The organism is Enterococcus pingfangensis (assembly GCF_005405205.1).
GTDB classification, from domain to species: domain Bacteria; phylum Bacillota; class Bacilli; order Lactobacillales; family Enterococcaceae; genus Enterococcus_A; species Enterococcus_A pingfangensis.
This window is the reverse complement of the sequence record NZ_BJDP01000017.1, coordinates 12318-35147: the sequence shown is the minus strand read 5'-3', so window position 1 is coordinate 35147 and position 22830 is coordinate 12318. Positions and strand designations below refer to the sequence as shown.

Annotated in this window: 36 protein-coding genes and 1 other annotated feature; of the genes, 31 read left to right on the top strand and 5 right to left on the bottom strand. The window is 38.4% G+C overall.

Features of this window, described 5'->3' with window-relative positions:
* Window positions 1-505: 505 nt before the first annotated feature.
* The 3 genes from FFM63_RS09365 (at window position 506) to FFM63_RS09355 (ending at window position 4130) form a co-directional block, all read left to right on the top strand.
* Window positions 506-1252 (top strand): hypothetical protein, encoded by a 747-nt coding sequence (locus FFM63_RS09365; RefSeq protein ID WP_137610026.1) that lies wholly within the window; start codon window positions 506-508, stop codon window positions 1250-1252.
* On the top strand, window positions 1236-3440 hold the full coding sequence (locus tag FFM63_RS09360; RefSeq protein ID WP_137610025.1) for a MucBP domain-containing protein: 2205 nt from the start codon (window positions 1236-1238) through the stop codon (window positions 3438-3440). Before FFM63_RS09365 ends, FFM63_RS09360 begins: the two co-directional genes overlap by 17 nt.
* A gap of 189 nt (window positions 3441-3629) precedes the next feature.
* Window positions 3630-4130 (top strand): QueT transporter family protein, encoded by a 501-nt coding sequence (locus FFM63_RS09355; RefSeq protein ID WP_137610024.1) that lies wholly within the window; start codon window positions 3630-3632, stop codon window positions 4128-4130.
* A 37-nt stretch (window positions 4131-4167) separates the two neighbouring features.
* Here the strand turns inward: FFM63_RS09355 and cbpA are convergent, their stop codons facing one another.
* The gene (gene cbpA, locus FFM63_RS09350) at window positions 4168-4809 is read right to left on the bottom strand and encodes a cyclic di-AMP binding protein CbpA (RefSeq protein WP_137610023.1); all 642 of its coding nucleotides are present in this window, start codon (window positions 4807-4809) and stop codon (window positions 4168-4170) included.
* A gap of 326 nt (window positions 4810-5135) precedes the next feature.
* Here cbpA and rpmG point away from each other — a divergent pair, with 326 nt between their 5' ends.
* From rpmG to FFM63_RS09325, 5 genes are all read left to right on the top strand, one after another.
* The gene (rpmG, locus tag FFM63_RS09345; RefSeq protein ID WP_137610022.1) at window positions 5136-5288 is read left to right on the top strand and encodes a 50S ribosomal protein L33; all 153 of its coding nucleotides are present in this window, start codon (window positions 5136-5138) and stop codon (window positions 5286-5288) included.
* A gap of 24 nt (window positions 5289-5312) precedes the next feature.
* The gene (gene secE, locus FFM63_RS09340) at window positions 5313-5483 is read left to right on the top strand and encodes a preprotein translocase subunit SecE (RefSeq protein ID WP_137610021.1); all 171 of its coding nucleotides are present in this window, start codon (window positions 5313-5315) and stop codon (window positions 5481-5483) included.
* Between the two features lie 96 nt (window positions 5484-5579).
* Window positions 5580-6122: a transcription termination/antitermination protein NusG gene (nusG, locus tag FFM63_RS09335; RefSeq protein ID WP_137603902.1), complete on the top strand. Its 543-nt coding sequence runs from the start codon at window positions 5580-5582 to the stop codon at window positions 6120-6122.
* Window positions 6123-6203: 81 nt separating this feature from the next.
* Complete coding sequence (locus tag FFM63_RS09330; protein ID WP_137610020.1) at window positions 6204-7064, top strand: alpha/beta fold hydrolase; 861 nt, start codon at window positions 6204-6206, stop codon at window positions 7062-7064.
* 132 nt (window positions 7065-7196) lie between these two features.
* Complete coding sequence (locus FFM63_RS09325) at window positions 7197-8294, top strand: lactate oxidase (RefSeq protein ID WP_137610019.1); 1098 nt, start codon at window positions 7197-7199, stop codon at window positions 8292-8294.
* 79 nt (window positions 8295-8373) lie between these two features.
* Here the strand turns inward: FFM63_RS09325 and sdaAA are convergent, their stop codons facing one another.
* Together sdaAA and sdaAB are read right to left on the bottom strand one after the other, a co-directional pair.
* Window positions 8374-9258, bottom strand: coding sequence for an L-serine ammonia-lyase, iron-sulfur-dependent, subunit alpha (sdaAA, locus tag FFM63_RS09320; RefSeq protein WP_137610018.1), 885 nt, complete (start codon window positions 9256-9258; stop codon window positions 8374-8376).
* A gap of 129 nt (window positions 9259-9387) precedes the next feature.
* Entirely contained in the window at window positions 9388-10062 is a 675-nt protein-coding gene (sdaAB, locus tag FFM63_RS09315) for an L-serine ammonia-lyase, iron-sulfur-dependent subunit beta (protein ID WP_137610017.1), read from the bottom strand.
* A 298-nt stretch (window positions 10063-10360) separates the two neighbouring features.
* Between sdaAB and rplK the strand changes: the two genes are divergently transcribed.
* The 4 genes from rplK (at window position 10361) to rplL (ending at window position 12834) form a co-directional block, all read left to right on the top strand.
* Window positions 10361-10783, top strand: a complete 423-nt coding sequence (rplK, locus tag FFM63_RS09310) for a 50S ribosomal protein L11 (RefSeq protein WP_137610016.1) — start codon at window positions 10361-10363, stop codon at window positions 10781-10783.
* 105 nt (window positions 10784-10888) lie between these two features.
* Entirely contained in the window at window positions 10889-11578 is a 690-nt protein-coding gene (gene rplA / locus FFM63_RS09305) for a 50S ribosomal protein L1 (protein ID WP_137610015.1), read from the top strand.
* A 53-nt stretch (window positions 11579-11631) separates the two neighbouring features.
* Window positions 11632-11758 (top strand) — a sequence feature (ribosomal protein L10 leader region).
* 150 nt (window positions 11759-11908) lie between these two features.
* Window positions 11909-12409, top strand: a complete 501-nt coding sequence (rplJ, locus tag FFM63_RS09300; protein ID WP_010781345.1) for a 50S ribosomal protein L10 — start codon at window positions 11909-11911, stop codon at window positions 12407-12409.
* 53 nt (window positions 12410-12462) lie between these two features.
* Entirely contained in the window at window positions 12463-12834 is a 372-nt protein-coding gene (gene rplL / locus FFM63_RS09295; protein ID WP_010746467.1) for a 50S ribosomal protein L7/L12, read from the top strand.
* Window positions 12835-12939: 105 nt separating this feature from the next.
* Here rplL and FFM63_RS09290 read toward each other — a convergent pair whose 3' ends face one another.
* Complete coding sequence (locus tag FFM63_RS09290) at window positions 12940-14082, bottom strand: site-specific integrase (protein WP_137610014.1); 1143 nt, start codon at window positions 14080-14082, stop codon at window positions 12940-12942.
* A 70-nt stretch (window positions 14083-14152) separates the two neighbouring features.
* Window positions 14153-14734: a helix-turn-helix domain-containing protein gene (locus FFM63_RS09285; RefSeq protein ID WP_137610013.1), complete on the bottom strand. Its 582-nt coding sequence runs from the start codon at window positions 14732-14734 to the stop codon at window positions 14153-14155.
* A 133-nt stretch (window positions 14735-14867) separates the two neighbouring features.
* Between FFM63_RS09285 and FFM63_RS09280 the strand changes: the two genes are divergently transcribed.
* From FFM63_RS09280 to FFM63_RS09205, 19 genes are all read left to right on the top strand, one after another.
* Window positions 14868-15089 (top strand): helix-turn-helix transcriptional regulator, encoded by a 222-nt coding sequence (locus FFM63_RS09280; RefSeq protein ID WP_137610012.1) that lies wholly within the window; start codon window positions 14868-14870, stop codon window positions 15087-15089.
* Between the two features lie 86 nt (window positions 15090-15175).
* Entirely contained in the window at window positions 15176-15841 is a 666-nt protein-coding gene (locus FFM63_RS09275) for a Rha family transcriptional regulator (protein ID WP_137610011.1), read from the top strand.
* A gap of 11 nt (window positions 15842-15852) precedes the next feature.
* On the top strand, window positions 15853-16146 hold the full coding sequence (locus tag FFM63_RS09270) for a helix-turn-helix transcriptional regulator (RefSeq protein WP_137610010.1): 294 nt from the start codon (window positions 15853-15855) through the stop codon (window positions 16144-16146).
* Between the two features lie 140 nt (window positions 16147-16286).
* Window positions 16287-16589: a hypothetical protein gene (locus FFM63_RS09265; protein WP_137610009.1), complete on the top strand. Its 303-nt coding sequence runs from the start codon at window positions 16287-16289 to the stop codon at window positions 16587-16589.
* A gap of 4 nt (window positions 16590-16593) precedes the next feature.
* Entirely contained in the window at window positions 16594-16740 is a 147-nt protein-coding gene (locus FFM63_RS09820; RefSeq protein WP_167483488.1) for a hypothetical protein, read from the top strand.
* Window positions 16724-16960, top strand: coding sequence for a hypothetical protein (locus FFM63_RS09260; RefSeq protein WP_137610008.1), 237 nt, complete (start codon window positions 16724-16726; stop codon window positions 16958-16960). Before FFM63_RS09820 ends, FFM63_RS09260 begins: the two co-directional genes overlap by 17 nt.
* A 12-nt stretch (window positions 16961-16972) precedes the next feature.
* Entirely contained in the window at window positions 16973-17131 is a 159-nt protein-coding gene (locus FFM63_RS09815; RefSeq protein ID WP_167483487.1) for a hypothetical protein, read from the top strand.
* Complete coding sequence (locus FFM63_RS09255; protein WP_137610007.1) at window positions 17132-17494, top strand: hypothetical protein; 363 nt, start codon at window positions 17132-17134, stop codon at window positions 17492-17494.
* Entirely contained in the window at window positions 17491-17916 is a 426-nt protein-coding gene (locus FFM63_RS09250; RefSeq protein ID WP_137610006.1) for a hypothetical protein, read from the top strand. The genes FFM63_RS09255 and FFM63_RS09250 overlap by 4 nt, the downstream gene beginning before the upstream one ends.
* Before the next feature lie 49 nt (window positions 17917-17965).
* Window positions 17966-18262: a hypothetical protein gene (locus tag FFM63_RS09245; protein WP_137610005.1), complete on the top strand. Its 297-nt coding sequence runs from the start codon at window positions 17966-17968 to the stop codon at window positions 18260-18262.
* Between the two features lie 16 nt (window positions 18263-18278).
* Window positions 18279-19091 carry a YggL 50S ribosome-binding family protein gene (locus FFM63_RS09830; RefSeq protein ID WP_174784516.1) on the top strand — a complete coding sequence of 271 codons (813 nt, stop codon included), beginning with the start codon at window positions 18279-18281 and terminating at the stop codon, window positions 19089-19091.
* Window positions 19092-19141: 50 nt separating this feature from the next.
* The gene (locus FFM63_RS09235; protein WP_137610004.1) at window positions 19142-19630 is read left to right on the top strand and encodes a helix-turn-helix domain-containing protein; all 489 of its coding nucleotides are present in this window, start codon (window positions 19142-19144) and stop codon (window positions 19628-19630) included.
* Window positions 19623-19769 carry a hypothetical protein gene (locus FFM63_RS09810; protein ID WP_167483486.1) on the top strand — a complete coding sequence of 49 codons (147 nt, stop codon included), beginning with the start codon at window positions 19623-19625 and terminating at the stop codon, window positions 19767-19769. Before FFM63_RS09235 ends, FFM63_RS09810 begins: the two co-directional genes overlap by 8 nt.
* Window positions 19770-20005: 236 nt before the next feature.
* Window positions 20006-20383, top strand: coding sequence for a phage replication protein (locus FFM63_RS09230; RefSeq protein ID WP_137610003.1), 378 nt, complete (start codon window positions 20006-20008; stop codon window positions 20381-20383).
* Complete coding sequence (locus FFM63_RS09225) at window positions 20376-20591, top strand: hypothetical protein (RefSeq protein ID WP_137610002.1); 216 nt, start codon at window positions 20376-20378, stop codon at window positions 20589-20591. Before FFM63_RS09230 ends, FFM63_RS09225 begins: the two co-directional genes overlap by 8 nt.
* A complete protein-coding gene (locus FFM63_RS09220; RefSeq protein WP_137610001.1) occupies window positions 20581-20838 on the top strand; it encodes a hypothetical protein in 258 nt (85 codons plus the stop codon). Before FFM63_RS09225 ends, FFM63_RS09220 begins: the two co-directional genes overlap by 11 nt.
* A complete protein-coding gene (locus tag FFM63_RS09215) occupies window positions 20835-21563 on the top strand; it encodes a hypothetical protein (protein ID WP_137610000.1) in 729 nt (242 codons plus the stop codon). Before FFM63_RS09220 ends, FFM63_RS09215 begins: the two co-directional genes overlap by 4 nt.
* A 59-nt stretch (window positions 21564-21622) precedes the next feature.
* Complete coding sequence (locus FFM63_RS09210; RefSeq protein WP_137609999.1) at window positions 21623-22111, top strand: hypothetical protein; 489 nt, start codon at window positions 21623-21625, stop codon at window positions 22109-22111.
* The gene (locus tag FFM63_RS09205) at window positions 22108-22701 is read left to right on the top strand and encodes a hypothetical protein (RefSeq protein WP_137609998.1); all 594 of its coding nucleotides are present in this window, start codon (window positions 22108-22110) and stop codon (window positions 22699-22701) included. Before FFM63_RS09210 ends, FFM63_RS09205 begins: the two co-directional genes overlap by 4 nt.
* Window positions 22702-22830 lie beyond the last annotated feature (129 nt).

Genomic DNA, 22830 nt, shown 5'->3' with positions numbered 1-22830 from the left:
TAATTCTTTGGTCAGAACTATTTTGAGTGTAGCACAAATGGCTTTTTTAGTTGTCTAGCTTAATTTTACAATCGGCGCTATAAAAAAATACAAGACAAAGTTCGAAGGAATAAGAATATTGAAACTATGTTTTTTAAGTATGGAAGAATATGAAGCAATGAATAGGAAAAATGAAGCTGTCTACTTTCTTTAATTGAATAGTTCTATCGGAGTCCGTAAGAAACGGCTGATTTTTGAGAGATCAGGATAGTATTATTTTTTAGAATGTGAGTATTACTTATTAAGTAGTGAAAGTAACGATTTTATCTAGAAAATTAAAGCGAGAGATACGATGAAAACGCTTTTTAATATTTGCTTAAGGGATTTTTTGATGATATTATTTTATTAAATAGCAAATGATATTTTTAAAGAAATATTTTTTTAGATTTGTAGGCTTAGAAACAAATTAAGAGTTGGCTATAAAATGGAAAAGAAAAAGATTAAATTTCATGTGGGGTGAGAGATTATGAAAAAACGACAGTTGTTAGTATGGGTGTTAATCATTTGTTTAACGTTTTCTCAGTTTTTAGGGACGATTGCTTACGCCGTGGCGGAAAATGGATTACAAACATCGCCTGCAAGCAGTACCTCAGTAAAGTCGGCGGGTTCGGCGACATCTAGTAATTTACAAACAGTACCTGAGAACGCTGCTACAACAGAGACGACCGATTCTTCAGCTTTTTCTGAAGGAACAGAGCAATTGGCAGAAGGAAAATTTGGAAGTAGTTCTTGGTATATTACAAGTGATTTTACTTTAGTCATTCAAGCTGGAAAATTTGCTAATACAGTGGGGGAATCCCCTTGGATAACCTATAAAGATAAAATCCAAAAGATTTTGATTGCAGGGGAAGTCACTTTAGGAAGTGAATCGAGCCATTTATTTCAAGGCTTATCTGAACTTATCGAAATTGATTCAATTGAAAATTTGAAGATTCTAGAGTCAACAAAGATGAATAATTTTTTTGATGGCTGTGAGGCACTAAAAGAAGTAGATTTTTCGAAATGGGATACAAGAAATGTAAGTGAAAATGATGCTTTTTTGAGCGGCTGCGAGCAGCTGGAAACAATCAAGCTAGGTGATAATTCGAACTTTCAGCCATATGGAGATGAGAACAAACAAGATCAATCCTTGTTCATCTGGAAGGGGGCTAATTCAACAAAAACATTTAATAATATAGCTGAATTATTAAGTAATAATGGGGGGGGGGGCTGAAAGCTACTCCAAAGTACTCGCTCCAGAAAAGGCTGTAATCGTTGTAAAATATTTGGATGAAAACGGAAAAGAAATTCATGAGAGTAAAAAATTAGCTGGTACAATTGGAGAAAGCTATAACATTGGAACCGAAGACTATCAATTGGAAATTGAGGGTTATTTGATTGATGATACTCGACTACCAAATACTAACGGAAATTTCCAAGAAGCAAACTCGACTATCAATCTCTATTACAAAAAAATTGCTGCACAGGATGAACAATCTGCTGAGACTCCAAGTGTTCTTTACCGATCCCATGTTCAATCCAATGGCTGGCAAGATTTTGTAAAAAATGGCGAAGTATCAGGAACAAATGGTCAAAATAAAAGGCTTGAGGCTGTCCAACTACGAATAGAAGACACCAGCTTAGACGGAGGTATACAGTATCGAACACATATTCAAAGCATCGGTTGGGAATCTTCTTTTAAAGCTAACAACGCATTATCTGGGACGATTGGCGAGTCCAAAAGGTTGGAAGCCATTCAAATAAAACTTACTGGAGATGTTGCTAAGTATTTTGATGTTTACTATCGGGTAAATGTACAAGGGTTTGGTTTGCTCGATTGGGCCAAAAATGGTGAAAGTGCGGGAACAGAAGGGCTGGCATATCGATTGGAATCGTTGCAAGTTAGACTCATTAAAAAAGGTTCTAACGAGCTAACTAGTAGTTCAAAAGCTTTTGTAAAACGGCCGATTTTATCGTATCGCTCTCATGTAGAATCGATAGGTTGGCAGGGGTATGTGACTGATGGTCAGAAAACAGGGACCAGCGGTCAAAATAAAAGACTTGAGGCCATTCAAATCCAAATTGAGAATAGTGGGTTGACAGGAAGTATTCAATATCGAACACATATTCAAAGCATCGGTTGGGAATCTTCTTTTAAATCTAATAATGAAATTTCCGGAACAACGGGTAATAAAAAAAGACTAGAAGCCATTCAAATAAGCCTGACAGGGGATATTGCCCAATATTTTGACGTTTATTATCGGGTTCACTCCCGATCACTTGGTTGGCTCAGCTGGGCTAAAAATGGTGAAAGCGCTGGGACAGAAGGAATGGCTTGTCGAATGGAAGCTCTAGAAATCAAACTAGTCCCCAAAGGTTCCAATCAGCTAGTAAGCAGTCCAAAAGCTTTTGTACGGGCACCTAAAATTTCTTACCGGACACATGTACAATCAATTGGCTGGCAGAATTATGTGGGAAATGCTCAAACTTCCGGCACTAGCGGACAAAGCAAAAGAGTAGAAGCTATTCAGATTCAAACAGAAAATAATACTTTGGCTGGCGGCATCCAATATCGAACGCATATCCAAAGCAAGGGGTGGGAATCTTCATTCAAGTATAACAATGAGGTATCTGGCTCGACTGGTCAGGCGAAACGACTTGAGGCAACCCAAATACAGCTTAGTGGCGAAGTAGCTAAATATTTTGATATTTATTATCGAGTACATGCCCAAACATTTGGTTGGCTTGGTTGGGCTAAAAATGGTATGAATGCAGGAACAGAGGCTTACGGTTATCGGTTAGAGGCCATTCAAATCAAAGTAGTGCCTAAGTGGGAAACCGCACCTTCTCCACTATCGAACAGTTACAAGAAAAAACCGTCGAAGCCTACTCTTTCAACTTTTTTAGGAACAACAAAGAGTCGGATCTTCAACGAACTGCAAAAACATGAAAATGATTGGTATTATCAAACAACACCTTTTGTAGGAAGTCTTGGTATTAATGAATCAGTGATGAGTCCACGTGGAAATCCAACTAGGTATGGTCCCGGGATGAACTGTACAGGTTTTATTGCTACTGTTGCTAGACAAGGAGGCGGGAATCTTTCTGCAATCACTCGAGTGTCTAATCAATATGGAGGACCGGCTAATGGCTATAACTGGAGGAATGCCTTAGTACCTAATATCCAATATTATAGTTTCAGGACTGTCAGTGATTTATTGAGAAGTGGTCAGGCGACTAAGGGAGATCTTATCTATTTTGAAGCGGATTTCTCTCGACCTAACCCTGATTGTCATCTCGGATTTTTCTGGGGAAATAATTCCTCTCATGACCGCATTTGGCACTCGACGTTTCCAAGTAATAAGATTTCGCAAATTTACTCAGCGACACCTTATTCAAAAGTGTATCTTTTCAAATTATAATGAATGAATTTGCAGCCAAAATTTTTGGCTGCTTTTTATAATCTTTGAGTGTTGAAAACTTTAAAAGGATACCACGGCATACCTCTGCTTAAGTTGACATCTAGGTACAAAAAAAGTATGCTGTAATGGATTTACAGCGGTTCATCAACCATCCCGCTTTAAAAAAACTCGGAGAAAGAAGGAATATTTATGAATATGGTAGAAAGAAGCCGAGTCAATGTCGTAGTGACAAATGGAATCATCATGGCACTTTATTTGGCTTTGACAATTTTAGTTTCGCCGGTAGCATCTGGTGCTATCCAATTTCGAATCTCAGAAAGTTTGAATCATCTAGTCGTTTTTAATCGAAAATATCTATGGGGGATCTTTGGCGGAGTCGTTGTCTATAATGCGATCTTTGGCATGGGTTGGCTCGATGTTGTTTTTGGCGGCGGACAGACACTTTTAGCATTGGCTTTAACGGCGTTATTACAAAATACTATTAAAAATGCGAAGATTCGTTTAGCTCTGAATGTTGTGTTTTTCAGCGCAAGTATGTTTTTGATCGCGCTGATGCTGAATTTGACGGCACAGCTGCCTTTTTGGCCGACTTATGGTTGGACTGCCTTGAGTGAAGCGATCATTATGACGATCTCAGCACCGATCATGTACTATTTAAATACACGATTGAATTTTGCAAAACAAATATAAAAAATGGCGGTCCTACTAATATAGGATCGCCATTTTTTTAATCATGCAAAGTTAAAGATTCGACTTCTTGGATCTCAAAATGTTTCCGCTCAAGATAATCGATGATTTGATTCAATTTGTTTTCATCGACACCCGCGGGCAGAGTGAACAGGGTGCGGCGACCTTTGAAATCTTTGCCGACATCTAAGGTGATACAACTTGCGATGGGGGTAAACTTAGAGATGATCTTAGCCATCGCTGCTAAATCACCGCGTTTTCCAGCCGAAACGATCGTTAAAACATAACTGCCGGTTTGGATATTCCAAGATTGCGACAGCATGTTCAACAAGGTGCTGTGCGTCAGGATACCATAGAAATGATGATTCTCATCTAAGACAGTAATATACGGCAATTCTTTGATCGTAAAAAAGATTTTAAAGAACGATGTGTCTAGTGAAATAAATTTTGTTGCATTTTTTAGCAAATGAGTGACTGGCAGATCCATGTCGCCGCCATTCGCTTTGTGTCGATAAATGTGCATCTTATAAATATTGCCTCGGAAAATTTGATTACTTTCATCAAGGATCGGAACACAACGAAAGCCGGTACCTTCTAAAATGTCCAATGCTTCTTGTAATGTTGTTGATTCATTGATCGTCGTCAAATTCTCTTTGGGGTAAATAAGACTTTTTAATAACATCCAATAACCCTCCAATAAAGCTATTCATTCTTTCATCATATTATCATATTCTATCAGAGAAAGAAATTTATTTTGGAAACAATTCCAATCACACAACCGTTTGTTAAAGAAAAGAGACGGGTTTTAAAGGATGATTGACAGGGAAAAGGATAGATGATAATGTTAGTCTGTGACTTTGTGGAAGGATCGATTTTGTTTTTTTCAGATGGCAGTGTTTGAACTGTCAGCAAAGGTCTGGATTGGAAAAAGCAATCACAGGATTATCCAAGAGGAACAGTTGTTTTATCTTTTATAAAAAAGTCTATCAGAATTAGGAGTAGATCGCTATGGCAGCAAAAAAAGCGGCTCTGGCCTGTACGGTCTGTGGTTCGAGAAATTACACGAAATCAGTAAGTGAAGGCAAACGCGGTGAGCGTTTAGAGATCAATAAGTTTTGTAAACATTGTAATCAATACACGTTACATAAAGAAACAAAATAACTACCGAACTAGGGGGAGAATCGATTGAATTTTTTACGTAGTGTAAAAGAAGAAATGAAGATCGTTACATGGCCTTCGAGAAAACAATTGCGTCATGATTCGCTTGTTGTAATCGAAACGGCGATCATTTTTGCCTTGATGTTTTTCATCATGGATACAGCAATTCAAGCGCTGATCAATTTGGTCATTAGCTAGTAGCCAATTCGAAAAAAGCGTGTTATACTGTTTGAGAGAAAAAACCTTGGGATTGCTGAGGTTTTTTTATTTTAGAACGAGGAGCCGATGGCGAAAATGGAATCTTTTGAAAAACAATGGTATGTGCTGCATACTTATTCCGGCTATGAAAATAAAGTAAAAGCAAACTTAGAATCACGTGCACAAAGTATGCGAATGGAAGATTATATCTTTCGAGTAGTTGTCCCTGAAGAAACTGAAACAGAGGTTAAAGGCGGCAAAGAAAAAGAAATCGTCCACAAAACGTTTCCTGGCTATGTGTTAGTAGAAATGGTCATGACAGATGATTCTTGGTATGTTGTTCGTAATACACCGGGTGTAACAGGGTTTGTTGGTTCGCATGGCGCCGGAAGCAAACCAGCACCATTGATGCCAGAAGAAATCAATCATATCTTGCGTTCATTAGGAATGAGTACTCGTCAACACGAGCTTGAAGTCGAAGTAGGCGAAACAGTGAAAATCATTGAAGGTGCCTTTGCAGGACTTGAAGGTGTGATCACTGAAATCGATGAAGAACGTGATAAGATCAAAGCTAACATCGATATGTTCGGTCGTGAAACAAGTACAGAATTAGACTTTGACCAAGTCGATAAAATTTAAATTGCTAAGCTGAAGCTGCTGCTTCAGCTTTTTTTGACTAGTGCTGTGGCGAAGTTTTAGAAGAAGGTAGGAAACAGCAAGATGAAAAAAATATTTATGGGGCTCTTTGCGGTAATAGCTATTTTTACACTGGCTGGTTGCGGCAAAGGACAGGTAAAAGCGGCAAAAAATGTGGAGGAAGCAAAAGCGCCCAAAGTCAGCGCAGATATCAATCACAGTGCGGTGCCGACGGTTTTTATCCATGGGTATGGTGGTACGATCAATTCTTTTGGCGGAATGATCCAACGGTTAACTGACGAAGGAAAAACAAAAAGAGAATTATTGATCACCGTTCAAACAGATGGCAGCTTGCAAGTTGATGGTCAATTAAGCAAGCAAAAGGACAATCCCAGCATTCAAGTGTTGTTTGCGGCTAATAAAGACAATGAATGGAATCAAACAGAATGGGTTTATGCCGTCTTAAAGTATTTAAAACAACAAGGGATCGAACAAATCAACTTAGTTGGTCATTCGATGGGCGGCGTCAGTTCATTGCGTTACTTGACTACTTATGGCCAACCGAGTGACGCGCCAGTCATCAACAAGTTCATTGCTATTGGCGCTCCATTCAATGATTTTACGGATACATCAAATGAGCAATCGATCGAAGAACTGCTGCAAAATGGACCAGCACCGCAGGCAAGTCGCTATTTAGATTATAGTAATGGAATAGAAAATGTACCGAATAAGCTGCCGATTTTATTGTTAGCTGGAAAATTAAGTGAAGATACTACTTCTGACGGTACCGTCTCATTGTCGAGTGCGTTAGCAACCTATTCATTATTAAAAAATCATGGAAACCCGATCGAATATCAGATTTTTACTGGAGCTAACGCCCAACACAGTCAGCTCCACGAAAATCTAAAAGTTGATCAGGCAGTTGCCGATTTTTTATGGAACTAGCTGCCTTTATTTTTGTTTTGCAGTAAAAAAACTATAGTTATCTTTTTGCAAAACATAGAAGACAAATCGCTTGCTTACTTTTTGTAAGAGTATTATGATATTCCATGTAATCAAAGGAAAGAAGGAATTGTCATGGCTTATCAAACAAGTAACGAAGAACATCCAATCGATATCGTAAACATTGCTTCATTAGAAGGACGCGTTAAAGAACGTATGGATAAAGGTGCGTTCGGTTATATTCGCGGCGGTTCTGAAGATGAATGGACAATGAAAGAAAATACGACTTCATTTAATCATAAAACAATCATGCCTCGCGTATTGCGCGGTGTCGATCATGCTGATTTAAGTACAAAATTATGGGGTATTGATCTAGATACTCCAATCATTCAAGCTCCATCTGCTGCACAAGGCTTGGCTCATGAAAAGGGCGAAGCAGATACAGCGAAAGGTGTTGCTGCAGCTGGTTCGATTTTCTCAATCAGCACGTATGCAAATACAACGGTTGAAGATGCTGCAGCTGCCGCTCCCAATGCTCCGCAATTTTTCCAATTGTATATGAGTAAAGATGACGGCTTCAATGAATTTATTTTAGAAAAAGCGGTGAAAGCTGGAGCGAAAGCAATCATCTTAACGGCTGATTCAACGCTTGGCGGGTATCGCGAAGAAGATGTCATCAATAATTTCCAATTCCCGCTGCCAATGCCAAACTTAGCAGCTTACAGCGAAAAAAGTGCAAGCGGCAATGGCGAAGGAAAAGGAATCGGCGAAATCTATGCCGCGGCTAAACAAGGTTTAGTTCCTGAAGATATCAAGAAAATCAAAGATTTAACAAACTTACCGGTTTTTGTTAAAGGAATCCAATCACCAGAAGATGCAGAAGTTGCAATCGCTGCTGGAGCAGATGGTATCTGGGTTTCAAATCATGGCGGTCGTCAATTAGATGGCGGGCCCGCATCATTCGATGTGTTGCCAATGATTGCTGGTGTCGTAAACAAACGTGTGCCAATCGTCTTTGACAGCGGTGTGCGCCGCGGCGAACATATCTTTAAGGCTTTAGCTAGCGGAGCGGACTTAGTTGCCATCGGTCGTCCAGTTATTTATGGGTTGAATCTAGGCGGAGCAGAAGGGGTAAAATCAGTCTTTGATCATTTGAACAAAGAACTTTCTATCACTATGCAGCTTGCTGGAACGAAGACAATCGAAGAAGTGAAAAACACAAAGCTAGGCTAAATAAGAGTCAAAAAAACCGCCAAGAAAATTTTTCTTGGCGGTTTTTTGCTGTAGAGCAGAACACAATTTTTTGATCTATTTAGACGGTGGCTTTTTCTGGTTCGCCAAAAACTTGTTTTTGCAGGCGCAGTCCAGTTGGTGTCGTTGCGACACCGCCTTCAGCCGTTTCTTTGAAGATTTGCGGCATTGCACGGCCGACTTTGTACATTGCTTCAACCACTTCATCTGGCGGGATCACACTGCGAATACCGGCCAGCGCCATATCGGCTGAGATGAATGCTTGAGACGCGCCCATTGCATTCCGTTTGACACAAGGCACTTCGACCAATCCAGCTACTGGATCGCAAATCAAGCCCATAACATTTTTCAAAGTGATCGCTAGGGCATTAGAAGCCATTTCTGGCGTTCCGCCATTTGCTGCGACTAAAGCTGCCGCTGACATTGCGCTGGCTGAGCCGACTTCAGCTTGACAGCCGCCTTCAGCACCGGAAATTGATGCGTTATTAGCCATCACTAAACCAAAGGCACCTGCAGTAAATAGAAAATCAATTTGTTCTTCATGACTTAGATTCAATTTTTCGCGTGCAGCCATTAAAACGCCAGGTAAAACGCCGGCGCTCCCAGCAGTTGGAGTAGCACAAACTAAGCCCATCTTAGCGTTGACTTCATTGACAGCAATCCCGTTGCGAACGGCGGTCAAAATCGTTTCGCCGCTCATAAATTTTCCACTTTCAATGTAGTCATTCATTCGTTTCGCGTCGCCGCCGGTGATCTTAGTAACTGAAGTGACGCCTTTGACGCCTTCTTCAATCGAATTTTCCATCACTTCTAAATTGCGTTCCATCAACGCAATGATTTCTTCGCGGTTACGGTCAGTTAGTTCCATTTCAGTAGCGATCATCAATTCGCCAACTGAAGGATAATCCTTGGCTTGTTCGACAAGTTCCTGGATTGAGTAAAACATGACAATTCCTCCTCATTCGTATTCATGTAGAAATTTTTTTAGTAAAAAATTTCTCTGATAAAATCGTTTCATTATTTTTCGTAGATAGGATCGCTTTGATCGAGCAATCGCCTAAAGAGAAACCGCTACCTATTTGAAGTAGGTGACGCTCACAACATCTTCTTCTTGTTTGATCTCTTTCCGCAAGCCTTCTGGATCTTCCGGTGTATCATCGATCTCTAAAAGAACGATCCCGTTTTCGCCTTTCGTTTGACGAGTCATAGTAACTTTTCCGATATTCAATCCGTGTTTCATAAAAATTGCAGAAACGCGTGATAGCAGACCAGGTACGTCTTTATTGATAATGATGTAAGTTGGATTTCCTAGTGACAGCGAAATGCTGTAACCGTTCAATTCAGTAATTTGAATATTACCGCCGCCAATTGAAACGCCTGTGATTGTCATTTCAAAATTGTCTTTGATCATTCGCAAAGTAACGGTGTTAGGGTGATCTGCAATTTCTTTTTTAGGTACGAATAAAACTTCCATTCCTTGTTCATGAGCGATTTTCAATGAATCGGATAGATGCGGATCGTCGGGTTCCATTCCTAAAATACCACCTACTAAAGCGATGTCTGTTCCATGTCCGCGATAGGTTTTGGCAAAAGATTCATATAAATCAAATTCGACTGAATCAGGTCGTTCTCCAAAAATCATTCGGCACACTTTTCCGATCCGTGCCGCGCCAGCGGTATGCGAGCTGCTTGGTCCGACCATTACTGGTCCAATAATGTCAAAAACACTTCGATATTTTAAAACTTCCATTATTTTAACCCTCCTTAATTTATCCGATGAAAAGTCTCATCAAGTCGACCATAGTGTAACATATCCGCTTTCTGAAAATAGCTAGATTAATAATTTATTTTGTTATTCTCATAGTAGTTAAAGCGATTGTGAAGCGTTTTATTATTGTCAAAAAATTTCAACAGTAATGAATCCAGCTTGCGTTTTAATAAATAATCTGCTATGATACCAAAGTGTGTCTTTGTACACACTGTTTTAAGTGGGAGGAGAAATTTTGATCTCCAATTAACCACATCACGGACTCAAGGAGGTTTGTCTCGTGGCAAAAAAAGTAGAAAAATTAGTTAAATTGCAAATTCCTGCAGGGAAAGCAACACCAGCTCCCCCAGTAGGTCCTGCACTAGGTCAAGCGGGTATCAACATCATGGGATTCACAAAAGAATTCAATGCTCGTACAGCTGATCAAGCAGGTTTGATCATTCCAGTTGTGATCTCTGTATATGAAGACCGTTCATTTACATTCGTCACAAAAACACCACCAGCTGCAGTATTATTGAAAAAAGCAGCTAAGATCGAAAAAGGTTCAGGCGAACCAAACAAAACTAAAGTTGCAAAAGTTACTAGCGATCAAGTAAAAGAAATCGCTGAGTTGAAAATGCCAGACCTAAACGCTGCTAACGTTGAGTCAGCAATGCGCATGGTTGAAGGAACTGCACGAAGCATGGGTATCACTGTCGAATAATTTATCGACGAACCCAAGAAAGTAGCTTCTCAGTTGGCTCCCTATCTAAAGATACGGAACACGTGGGAGGTTCTACCGTTATAACCACATCAAGGAGGAAACAAAATGGCTAAAAAGAGCAAAAAAATGCAAGATGCATTAAAAAAAGTTGATACTACTAAAGCTTACCCAGTTGGAGAAGCAGTAGCACTAGCGAAAGAAATTAACTTCGCAAAATTTGACGCAACGGTTGAAGTTGCATACAAATTAAACGTAGACCCTAAAAAAGCAGACCAACAAATCCGTGGAGCTGTCGTGCTTCCAAACGGAACTGGTAAAACACAAACTGTTTTAGTCTTTGCTAAAGGCGATAAAGCAAAAGAAGCAGAAGCTGCTGGCGCTGATTTCGTTGGCGACGACGACATGGTTGCAAAAATCCAAGGCGGATGGTTCGACTTTGACGTTGTTGTAGCAACACCAGACATGATGGCTACAGTTGGTAAATTAGGTCGTGTGCTTGGACCAAAAGGTTTGATGCCTAACCCTAAAACTGGGACTGTAACAATGGATGTTACGAAAGCTATTGAAGAAGTTAAAGCTGGTAAAGTAACTTACCGTGTTGACAAAGCCGGTAACGTTCATGTACCAATCGGTAAAGTATCATTCGACGATGCTAAATTGGTTGAAAACTTTAACACAATCAACGAAACTTTAGTAAAAGCAAAACCTGCAACTGCTAAAGGTCAATACATCAAAAACATTTCATTAACAACAACATTTGGACCTGGTATCCATGTTGAACAAACTGCTATCTAATTTAATTTAGAAAGTACTTGACTCGATTAGCTTATCTATGGTAAGTTAATCGAGGTTAATTATTAACTGTACCGAAGACAGTAGGTGACGCAAGTCTTAATTTCCTACCGAGGACGTTTATTGAGAACATTCAATAGTCCCTCTATGTCTACGGTGGCATGGAGTTTTTTGTTGTCTCAACACCGTAATTGGCGAGTCTTTTCTCGACAGGATGTTGAACAACGCTGGTCGACTGCAAGAAGAGGCGTTTCCTTTTAAAAGAAACAACTCACTCGCTGTCCTTCCAAGTGTAAAAAACTCTTCCATCAAAATCAGGAGGTGAAATATATAATGAGTGAAGTAGCAATCGCTAAAAAAGCCGCTATCGTTGATGAAGTCACTGAAAAATTCAGCGCAGCAGCTTCAGCTGTTATCGTCGATTACCGTGGTTTAACTGTAGAACAAGTGACTGAATTACGTAAACAATTACGCGACGCTAACGTTGAAATGAAAGTTATCAAAAATTCTATCTTGGTTCGTGCCGCTGAAAAAGCTGGCTTGAACGGATTAGAAGAAGTATTCTCAGGACCAACTGCTGTTGCATTTAGTAATGAGGATGTAGTTGCCCCAGCTAAAATTATCGATGAATTCGCTAAAACAGCTGAAAAACTAGAAATCAAAGGCGGGATCATTGAAGGAAAAGTAGCTTCTATCGAAGAAATTACTGCTCTTGCAAAACTACCGAACCGCGATGGACTTCTTTCTATGCTATTATCTGTCCTTCAAGCGCCAGTCCGCAACGTGGCTTACGCTGTGAAAGCAGTCGCAGAAAAAGAAGAAGAAGTAGCTTAATCGCTGCATAAAACAAAAACTAAAAAAACTTACCTAAACGGAGGAAATTTAAAATGGCATTGAACATTGAAAACATTGTCGAAGAACTTAAAGGCGCGACAATCTTAGAATTAAACGACTTAGTTAAAGCTATCGAAGACGAATTTGGCGTAACTGCTGCTGCTCCTGTAGCTGCTGTTGCTGGCGGAGCTGCCGCTGGCGCTGCTGAAGAACAAACAGAATTTACAGTTGAATTAACAGCTGTGGGTGACCAAAAAGTTAAAGTTATCAAAGCAGTTCGTGAAGCAACTGGCCTAGGCTTGAAAGAAGCTAAAGCTGTAGTTGATGGCGCTCCTGCACCAGTTAAAGAAGATGTATCTAAAGAAGACGCTGAAGCATTAAAAGCTGCTTTAGAAGAAGTTGGCGCATCTGTAACATTAAAATAATTTTTCTGAATTATTTAGAGACTAGAAACCTTGTTAAATCAGGGCTTCTAGTCTTTTTTTATTTTATAAAAATAAAATTGAATAGGCTTTTGAATAGGTTTTTGCTTAATTAGCCATAAATAGAGCAAACTTTTCACCAGTATTCGTAGCCATTTTAGGTGTGACTTTAGCATAAATGTTCATTGTTGTTTGAACATCTTTATGGCCTAGTCTTCCTTGAACTTCTTTCATACTTGCACCAGCTTCAAAAAGCAAACTGCAATGGGTGAATCGGAAGCCATGAGCTGTGATTTTTTGCATATCCTCATGACGATTATAAAAGTTCCTTAGCCAGCCATTGACTAGGGAAGGGCGAATAGCTTTGTTTTGGTTATTACTAAATATTAGTTGGTCTTTCTTGTTAGTATTAAAGCCTAGCTTGAAATACCATTCCCGCTGTTCCTTTTGCCATTCTTGGAGTAGCTGCATAGTTACTGGATCTAAGTTAATCGTACGGTAAGAGTTTTTAGTTTTAGGCGATTGTATAATGATCTCACTATCTTCATTGACTGCTACTGTACGGCCTACTGTTAGCTCATGCTTTAAGAAGTTAATATCTGAATACTGCAAAGCGAGAGCTTCACTTTTCCTTAGACCTGTATAAGCTAAGAGATGAAAGAACACATATTTCATTTGATCGCCTTCAGACTCATAAAGAGAAAGAAATTGCTGTAACTGCTGCTTAGTGTAGAAGTTGACTGGTTTATCTTTCTCTTTTTGTCGTGGTGTCTGTGTCTTTTTCATTGGATTAGTGGCGATTAGTTCCAAGGAGACCGCATAATCAAGCACTAAATTTAATTTCATCTTAAAACCTTTATATCCTCGATACTCCTCATACCAACCATCCAAAACTTTTTGACAATAAGCCACAGTAATTTTATCAAGTCTCATCTTTTTGAAGTGTGGCAAGATATATAAATCAAATACAGTGATCGTAGCTGCTACCGTGGAAGGTTTGACCTTGTTTCGATACTTTGGAAGCCAGTCCTTATAAAGTTGTTCAAAGGTCATAATCTTATTTTGTATAAAGCCATGTTCTTCAATTTCAAGCAATAGCTTGTTGAGTGCTAATGTACATTCTTTTTTAGTCGCAAAGCCACGCCTTGTGGTGTAGCGTTGCTTGCCTGTAATTTCATCTACTCCTAAGTAAGTTTGAAACTGCCATGCTTTTTGTCCATTTTTCTTTGTGTAGCTTGTAATTGTTGCCATTGTGTTTTCTCCTATCTAGCCAGGGCAAGCGAGATATGTATGGAGAGATTATTGTTTGAGTCCAAAATTTCTAATCGGCATTGTAAAATTGGTCGTTTACCTTTCTTAAATTATCATAGGTCTCATTTAAAATAGAGTTTAATTTTTCTTGAACTTGTACATAATCATTAAAACCTAAAACTGATAAACTTACACTACCATCAAATGCAGTCCATTCTTCCAATGTTTTGTCGAAGTCATTTAATCTGGTAATGACGTATACAAGATCGTCGAATCTCTCAAGATTATTATGCTCAATACTTCTAAGGAATAGACTTGAAAAAGCATCAAATGCAAAGGCATAATCGCTCTTTCGAGCCCCACTTAATTGGTTAAAGATTTCTTCTGCATTTGAATAAGAGTTATCGAAGGCCAGCTTTGAATAAGAAATTTCCTGCTTTTCACCAGCTAGTAAGTACGCTACAGACACCTCTCCTTCTTCCGCAATTTTCTTTAATCTTTCATTATTGGGCAATGAAGATCCGCTTTCCCATTTAGAAACGTTGCTTTTTGAAGCGCCATTAATTTTCCTTCCAAATTCATCCATTGTTAATCCGAGCTTTTTTCGAATAATAGATATTCGTTGACCAACTTCTTCTTTATTAATATCCATAAAATTACTCCTCGATGATTTTGGACTAATTATAGCATAAAGAAAGATGGAGTTTCGAAAAGTATAAAAAAAGTTTGCACTTATAATAATAACATGGTACACTTGTTTCGTAAAGTTGAAAGGAGGTGTTTTTATGTATGAAAAGGTTTCAGGATATAGAAAATTGATTGGTCTAACACAAAAAGAGATGGCGAATGACTTAAATATATCGGTTCAATCCTATAGAAATAAGGAAAGAGGTCGATCAAGTTTTAGTGATAATGAGAAGATGATTTTTAAAAATATAGTAAATAAGAAAATGCCTAACGTTACAATTGATGAAATTTTTTTTACCTCTTGGGTTTCGCAAAGTTGAAATTTATTTGATTATCAAATAAATAATTTTTTTCAATTATATTCAATCTATTATCATCTTAATAGTCATAGAAAGGAAGCTTCCTTATGCAAAAGCTAGTTTTTACTGGATCAAACGATTTAAATAGTTCACTATTTACTACTGATGAAATTATTGCTGAATTTTCAGGTAACAGTCGTGATAGTGTTACTAAGCTGATTCGAACTTATAAGAGTGATTTAAAAGAGTTCGGAAAGCTCGGATTTCAAATCCGACCTATGCCTAGTGGCCAAAAGGCAAAAGTGTTTCATCTCAATCAGCAACAAGCCACACTACTTATAACTTATCTTGACAATACCGAGCCGGTACGTTGGTTTAAAAAGGAACTTGTGCGGCAGTTTTATGAAATGCAGGCCGAATTAACCGCTAGACGGTTGGAACGTTCCAAAAGCAAACAAATTCGCTTATCAATGACAGACGCAATCAGGCAAATGGGATTTTCCCCTCATTTCTATAAGCATTTCACGGATTTAGTTTACAAGAAGGCGCTAGGCTTCAATGCCAAGCAGTTACGCGAAGCGAGAAACGTCGAACCCACAGCCACCCCGCTTGATTTTTTAAGTATTGAAGAGCAAGCAGCAATAAATCAGATTGAGATATTAACGACTGGTTTAATTACTTTAGGTCGTTCCTACGATGAGATTAAACTTATTTTAAACACTGGTGTAGTATTTTATCGAACCAATCTTAACACACCGATAGCAGTTCATTAGGAGGTGATTAAATGGATCGATCTACGCCACCGCTCAAAGTTGAGGTATCACATACGCTAAGTAAAGAACAATTGGACAGTATCTCTTCTCAAGTGATTCAAACAACCTTAGAAGCATTGGAAGAAGCAAAGCGAACAGTAGGAATCAAACAGCTTCTAAATAAAAAAGAAGCTTGTCGCTTCCTGGATTGTAGTCCTCAACAGCTAGAACTATTTATTTCTAAAGGACTCAAATATCACCGTGTCGGTGAAAGAACCTATTATTTTGATCGTGATGAGATTATGGCTTTTATCAAACAATTTTAAATGCCAGGGCAGGCGAGAAAGTCACTAATCTATTCAAAACACATATTCAATTAGTAGTCACAATAGCCAAATGATTGTTATATCAAGGATTTATTCAAGTAAGAAATTGTATTAGGAATATAAAATTGGAGGAAATCAACATGAATGAAGAACAAAATGCAGCAATTGAAAAAGTATTATCGAGAGTTGTTACAGAAGAAACTGCTAACGAATTAGCTAACTTAGAAGGTAAATCACTAGAAGAAACGTTTGAATGTTTGTATGAACAAATGGAGTACCAAAACTTAATGCAGCAAGAACCAACTGTAAAAAGCGTAGTTCAAGAGCTTTATGAGTTAAGTATAGCTCGTTGGGATGATATTGACCGTGACACTATGCAAGATTTGTTTTATCACCAAGTTGATCAATTAGCAAACTTGCTAGGGATTGAATTGGAGGGTTAAGTACATGAGGGCAAAAGAAAAAGCCATTATCCATAACAGTCTTGGCGGACAGGATAAAGGCAAACAAAATAGTACAAAACTATTAATCTTTTGTCCTTCAATTATAACACATCAATTTATTGGAGGAAACTACGATGAAACATTTAACTAATGACGAACTCTTAAAACAGGCAGAGAAACTAACCGAATGTGCGCAACAAATTAAGGTATTACACCGACTGGCTGAAAACCTGGAATACTCACGAGTCAGCGGGGATCAATTCGCGGTGAATCATCAAATACAAAGCGGGTTGCTGGAAGATATGTGCGATAACCTTCAAATAATTGGTGAAGCTATCCAAGAAATATCTAATACCATTTGTCCAGATTAGGAGGGAATCATTATGAAACGAAACTTAATTATCGCAAGTATATTAATCGGCGGAATTTTCGGCTTATTACCATTAATTGCAAAAATAGCTATCTTTGCAGGATTGGCGTTGTATCTATTTAATGCTTATGACGAGTACGACTATCAATTAAGAACTGGAGGGCATAAGTAGATGTACAAAACAAAACTATTAAACCAACTCGATAGCTTTGAATTAGAGGAAATTAATCAAGGGATCGCTGAACTAGAAAATAATATCGGGAAAACCTACTTTGGAAATTCATTCAATGAAAAACTAACCGTTTTGTATGTACTTAAAAAACATGCAGATCACAAACTAATTTGTCGAGAAATCAACGAGCTAAAAAATCAGATTTTAACCGCATGGTTAAACATTACTGATATACGAGAAGCGAGGGCGAAAACATTTAATACATGGGTAAAGTATCAGAATCAATTAAAAGGTGCTGAATTTGTTCGGGATGGGTTGAAGTACGAGCTCAAACAGTTGCAACTCATGGAGGTGTCCGAATGAGCGTTGATAACTGCGAAACGTATTTAGAAATTCGAAATCGGTTGAGCGATATTGAAGTTCAACCATTAGTCAGATACACGGGTGGTCTTTCGAAACGAGTATATCCTCATCAATGCTTTGATAAAGCTTTTGATTTTATGAAGCGAAATTCTGACCTTGTAGGTGCTATGTACGTTGAAGGCATTTATACAAACTTAAATTTAGATCATGCTTGGGTAGAAATTGGAGGAGTTGTTTTCGATGGAACTATGCAACGCTTCTATGATAAATCACTCTATTATAAAAAACAGTTAGCGGTCAAAATAGTTGAGTATGATTACAAGGGAATGTGGAATGTACTTCTTGAAAAACAACAAAAAGGTTTTAATGAAAAATTTGAGCTAAAAAAATCGGAGTATCTACGAAAGCTGGTGTCCGAATGATTTATATAGGAATATTATCATCTAAAATTTTGGAGCGAGGTGAAAGTGCATGAGTAAAACGTTGCTAGAAAAACAATACGATCCGATAGGAAAACCAACTGGAAAAATTATGCTGATTGATCGTTGGGGATTCAAGGAAATACCGATCGATACACCAATTTTATCTCATGCAGCAACAGTTGGTGCTGGAAATGATATGGATCGAGAAATCACTCTTTCTGTTTTGACTGATGTGAATGGGGATAATAATCCGCAATGGTTGAATTTTGAAGCACAGCAAGTGTGGCTTGTGTTTAACGATCGTTTTAATGAAGATGGCACAAATAAAGCGATATACGCAAGCTAGGAGGTAGTACAAAATTATGGCTAATAGACGAATGTTTTCAAAAGATGTGATTGATTCAGATAGATTTTTAGATATGCCACCAACAACACAAAATTTGTATTTTCATCTAGGTATCCAAGCTGATGATGATGGATTTGTAGCAAGTCCTAAAAAGGTTAAAAGAGCTTCTAGTGCTACGGATGATGATTTAAAGCTTCTTGAAGCCAAAAAGTTCATTATCTCATTCGAAAGTGGAGTAATAGTAATTGCTGATTGGAAATTAAATAATTATATTCAAAAAGATCGGTACACTCCAACAATTCACCTAGAAGAAAAAAAGCACATTAATACTACCGAAAATAGGTCGTATAAATACGTGGATACACCTTGTATACAGAATGTGTCCAACATGGATACACAGTATAGCATAGCAAAGGATAGCATAGATCAGTTAAGTAAAGAAAAGGGTAGGACAGCAGAGGGAAGCATAGAGCAGAGCAGTTTAGATCAGACTAGACTAGAAGAAGATACCTTTTCTTATGCTGAGAATGCTTTGGATGAGTCTAAATCTATTAATTTAAATGACTGTATTGATTTTTATCAATCTGAAATTGGTAGGCTAGGAAATTTTGATGTGAAAACTCTAGAACGATTGTCTAAAGAATATGGCATTGATTTTCTCTATGAGTCTCTTGAAAAGACTGCTTTTAGAGGGGATGTGGCTTCTCCTTTGGCTTACGTTACTACTTTATTAAAAGAATGGAGACGTAAAGGTTTCACTGATATAAGTGATATTACAAATGAACAAGAAGAGTTCAACGAACAATTTGAAGAAGACCTTCCATTTTAAGGACTGTTTAAGGCAGAGTCAACAAAACATGTTGGTAAAGGAGAGATAGCATGAAGGATATTGATTATCAAGTTTTGAAACTTATTCCAAGTTCAGAGAAACGAATCACTACTAGAGAAATTAGTAAACTATTGAGAATAAGTGAACGCCAAGTATTTTCTTCTACAGAACGATTGAAAAAAGCTGGTGTACCTATTGTTTCAGAACGTATCGGAAATAAAGGGATGTTCATTGCACGAACAGAAGAAGAACGTCAAATAGGGTTAACAAGCTTTAGAAGTCAGATCAGAGCAATGGAGGAACGTTTAAAGCAAGTCGAGAACGCTAGACTTGAGACATGGAACTATGATCTTAAAGACCCACAATGGAGAAAGAGAGCCACAGGAACGCAACGTGTAAAATTAAATGGTAAAGAGTTTACGTTGAATTTTGAACTTTCCGGAGACGATACAACAAAAGGTTATGCCACAATACCGGATGAGTTTTTTGTAGAAATTGAGAAGATGAAAAATAAAGATGGGAGAGTTGTAAATGGATAAAGTGTACATTGATAACAATAAAAAAGCGGTGGCTGTTGAGTTGCCCAAATATGGGGAAGTATCCTTGCTGATAAAAGATGGGAAAGTAGTAAAGTATGACGTCATTTCTTCACACTTATTAGGTGAAAAAAAGAGATAAAACAGCATTAAAACAACAGTTAAATGTATGAAATTTGTTGTAAATGTGCTATAATAAGGCAAGTTGAATAACAGTATCTTACTAGGAAGAACCAGAGGATATGAGATGAAACGCAATCTATTGCGAATTGTCTTGTGTCCTCTTTTTTATGTCAACAAATAATCTGAAAATCCAACAGACGATGATCCACGACAATCGTTTTTATTCAGGAATTTACTTATAAAGGAGGATTAAAAATGGCTGAATTAAATATAAGGCAAGATCGTTTTTTGAAAGCTTTGCTAGAATGTGCTTCTATCGATGAAGCATGCAAAAAAACTGGAATTAATAGATCAACAGGCTACAAGTATCTAAAAGATAAAGAATTTATGGACGAATACCGAGGTTTGCGGCGTGATGCAATGCAGCAAGTTACTGCTAGGCTGCAAAAAGCGTCAGAGGAAGCGGTAGCAGTCCTAAAAGAAATAATGAACAATACAGAATCACCACCAGCTTCACGAGTAACTAGCGCTAAGAATGTGCTTGATGTGGCCTATCGTAGCTTAGAGCTTGATGATTATCAGAAAGAAATCGAGGAAATCAAGTCAATCATTGGGAGGGGGCAAGATGAGTAACCTCAAAAATGAAATAGCAAGATTGAAGAAAATTGTCGGACAGGCTTCACCGCAAGACGTTGTTTTCATGATTAATGGTGAAGATGAGGCAGAGGAGTTTGTGCTTGTGGACGGTCAGAAGATGGCGTATGAGGACTTCTTAGCTAAGTATCCCGGTTACAAGCCGGAATCCTTTGAGATAGAGATGGGGGAATGGCATGAACCTTAGAAATGAAATCTCAAGCTTGAAGAAGGTTGTAGCGAATGAATTTTTGCATACTAACCAGAAAGAAATGCTAATAAGTGTGTACTTAGATAGTCTAGAAGATTGGATAACTAACCCAACAGCACAAGTTATGCCGTTTTCAAAATTTGAAACAGCATTTCATCAGTTAGATCAAGAAGAAAAAGTTCAAGTGGCGTTGGAATACCGGCAAACTGGGACAGTTAAACAAATAGGGGGATTTGAAAAATGAAAGAATTGAAAAGTTCGAAATTGGTAATTGATTACATTGAAACCGCAGTTCGATTGAGCAATAAGTATGCCCAAGATATGGATAACATGAAGAAAAAACTTGCTGATGACCTTCTCACAGGCAAGGGCTTCGAGCTAAAAAAAGCGAACTTAGAAAATGAACTACTTACTACAATGGAAAATAAAAAGAAGGCAATCGTGCAACAGATTGAAAGTGATCGTGCTGGAATCAAAGCCATTGTAGATAAAAGTAAAACAAGTTTAACGCCGGAAGATATCGAAGTTTTGAATTTCTTGGGCAGCATGGAGACCGTAACGGCTGAAGATTTAACACCGTATCAGCTTCAATACCAAGATACACCACTTGCACTGAAACGTATTGGAGAAATCGCTAAGCAAAAGGATTTATTCTTGCCTGAATTAACCAATAAATATGAAGAAGCAGAAAAATTATTTTCGAGCTTAGAGAAAGTGATGAAAGATTTTTCCACTACCTACAATGTAACGACTACTACAAGCGAAGTAGCAATTTCTTATAAAGCGATGGCCGGAGCTTTTGTTGATAACATTAACGATAAGACAAAGACAGTAAATGAATTATTTGGCTTTCAATCTATGGGTAATGCGGTAGAGAGTGCAGCACGCTTTATAGAAGAATTTGATAAAGAAAATGAACCTAGTTTTCAAGATCAACTACGGGAGATTGTTTCAGCTTATCAGCAATAAATCATTTAGGAGGCTGCTTATCGGTGGCCTCTTTACATAATATTTAGGGGGCTTGCCTTGTGGACGTGATGGACGAGTTGGTAATTAAGGAATACTTCAACCTGGGTAGAACAATCGAACGCCTAAAGAACCGTAGAGACAGCCTTCACCGGGAGTTTTACCAGCAGTCCATGACAACCCGTCTCGAATATAACGCCCTGGGCATTGTATCAAGAGGCTTCCGTCCTGATAGCGAAGTAGTCAACCTATATGACCGTATAGACGTTGTGGAGCGTAGAATAGAGCGCAACAGCTACCGTTTAAAGCACTTCAGCGCCTATCTAAAGCGTTTGCCTAGCAGTGAAGTATATGGCCTGAAAAGGAAGTATATGGGCTACCACGAGGCGTATATAAAAGAGGAGACTTTGCAAAAAATTCTTACTGAGATTGGCGAGATCGAAACGGCTGTTTGTTTTCGTGAAGGGATTGAACCAGAGCCGGAGCAGGTTCGGTTGTGCGGTGATGTGATAGCAGATATTTATAATATGGCGGAGGTGTTCGCATTATGAACATTTGGCAAACAAAACATTATTTGAGGCTATGGCAAGGCTTTGCGGAGCTTTCCGGCGAGTTGACTGAGTGGGACACCAAGGCGGCAACTGTGTTTTTCAACGCTTTGAAACAGGTAGACGAGGCTGATGTAAAACTCTTATCTGATAAGTATGTCACGCATATTAAACGGCGAGTAATCAGTCAGCAGTATGGCAAGCCGTTTAGTGCTGAACCAGGGACAGATAAGGCAATGGCTGACCTATACGGTATTGAACCGCATGAGTATAGACAGAGACGGGTTGAAGCAGAAGCAAGGCTAGAAACGCAAATAAAGGGCATTACAGACGTGTACAACGAAAAACAAATAGCAAGATTGCCAGAGTTCAATCTAAAAATGGGCAAGCTGTATCTGAAAAGCTATGAGCCTTCCTTCCTAGGGATCATACGTGATGAAGTGGTATTTACACTAGACCCAAGCAAGGCGAAAATTTTCAAACAAGGTGATGAAGTTGCAGCGGAATTTATGCGATTCCTGAAACTAGAGAAGTGTGAAGTAGACCGCAATAGCGTTGGAATGTCGCTTATTGTCGATTGCAAGCTATTATAGAAAATGAATAATAAAAAAACCGCCCACGAATGAGCGGCTGCCTTGCCCTGGTTAATTGAGATTTTTTGAATATGCTTTTGAATATGTTCGAAGATACTTTGACGTTTTTTCAGTTAGTCTTATATCTTA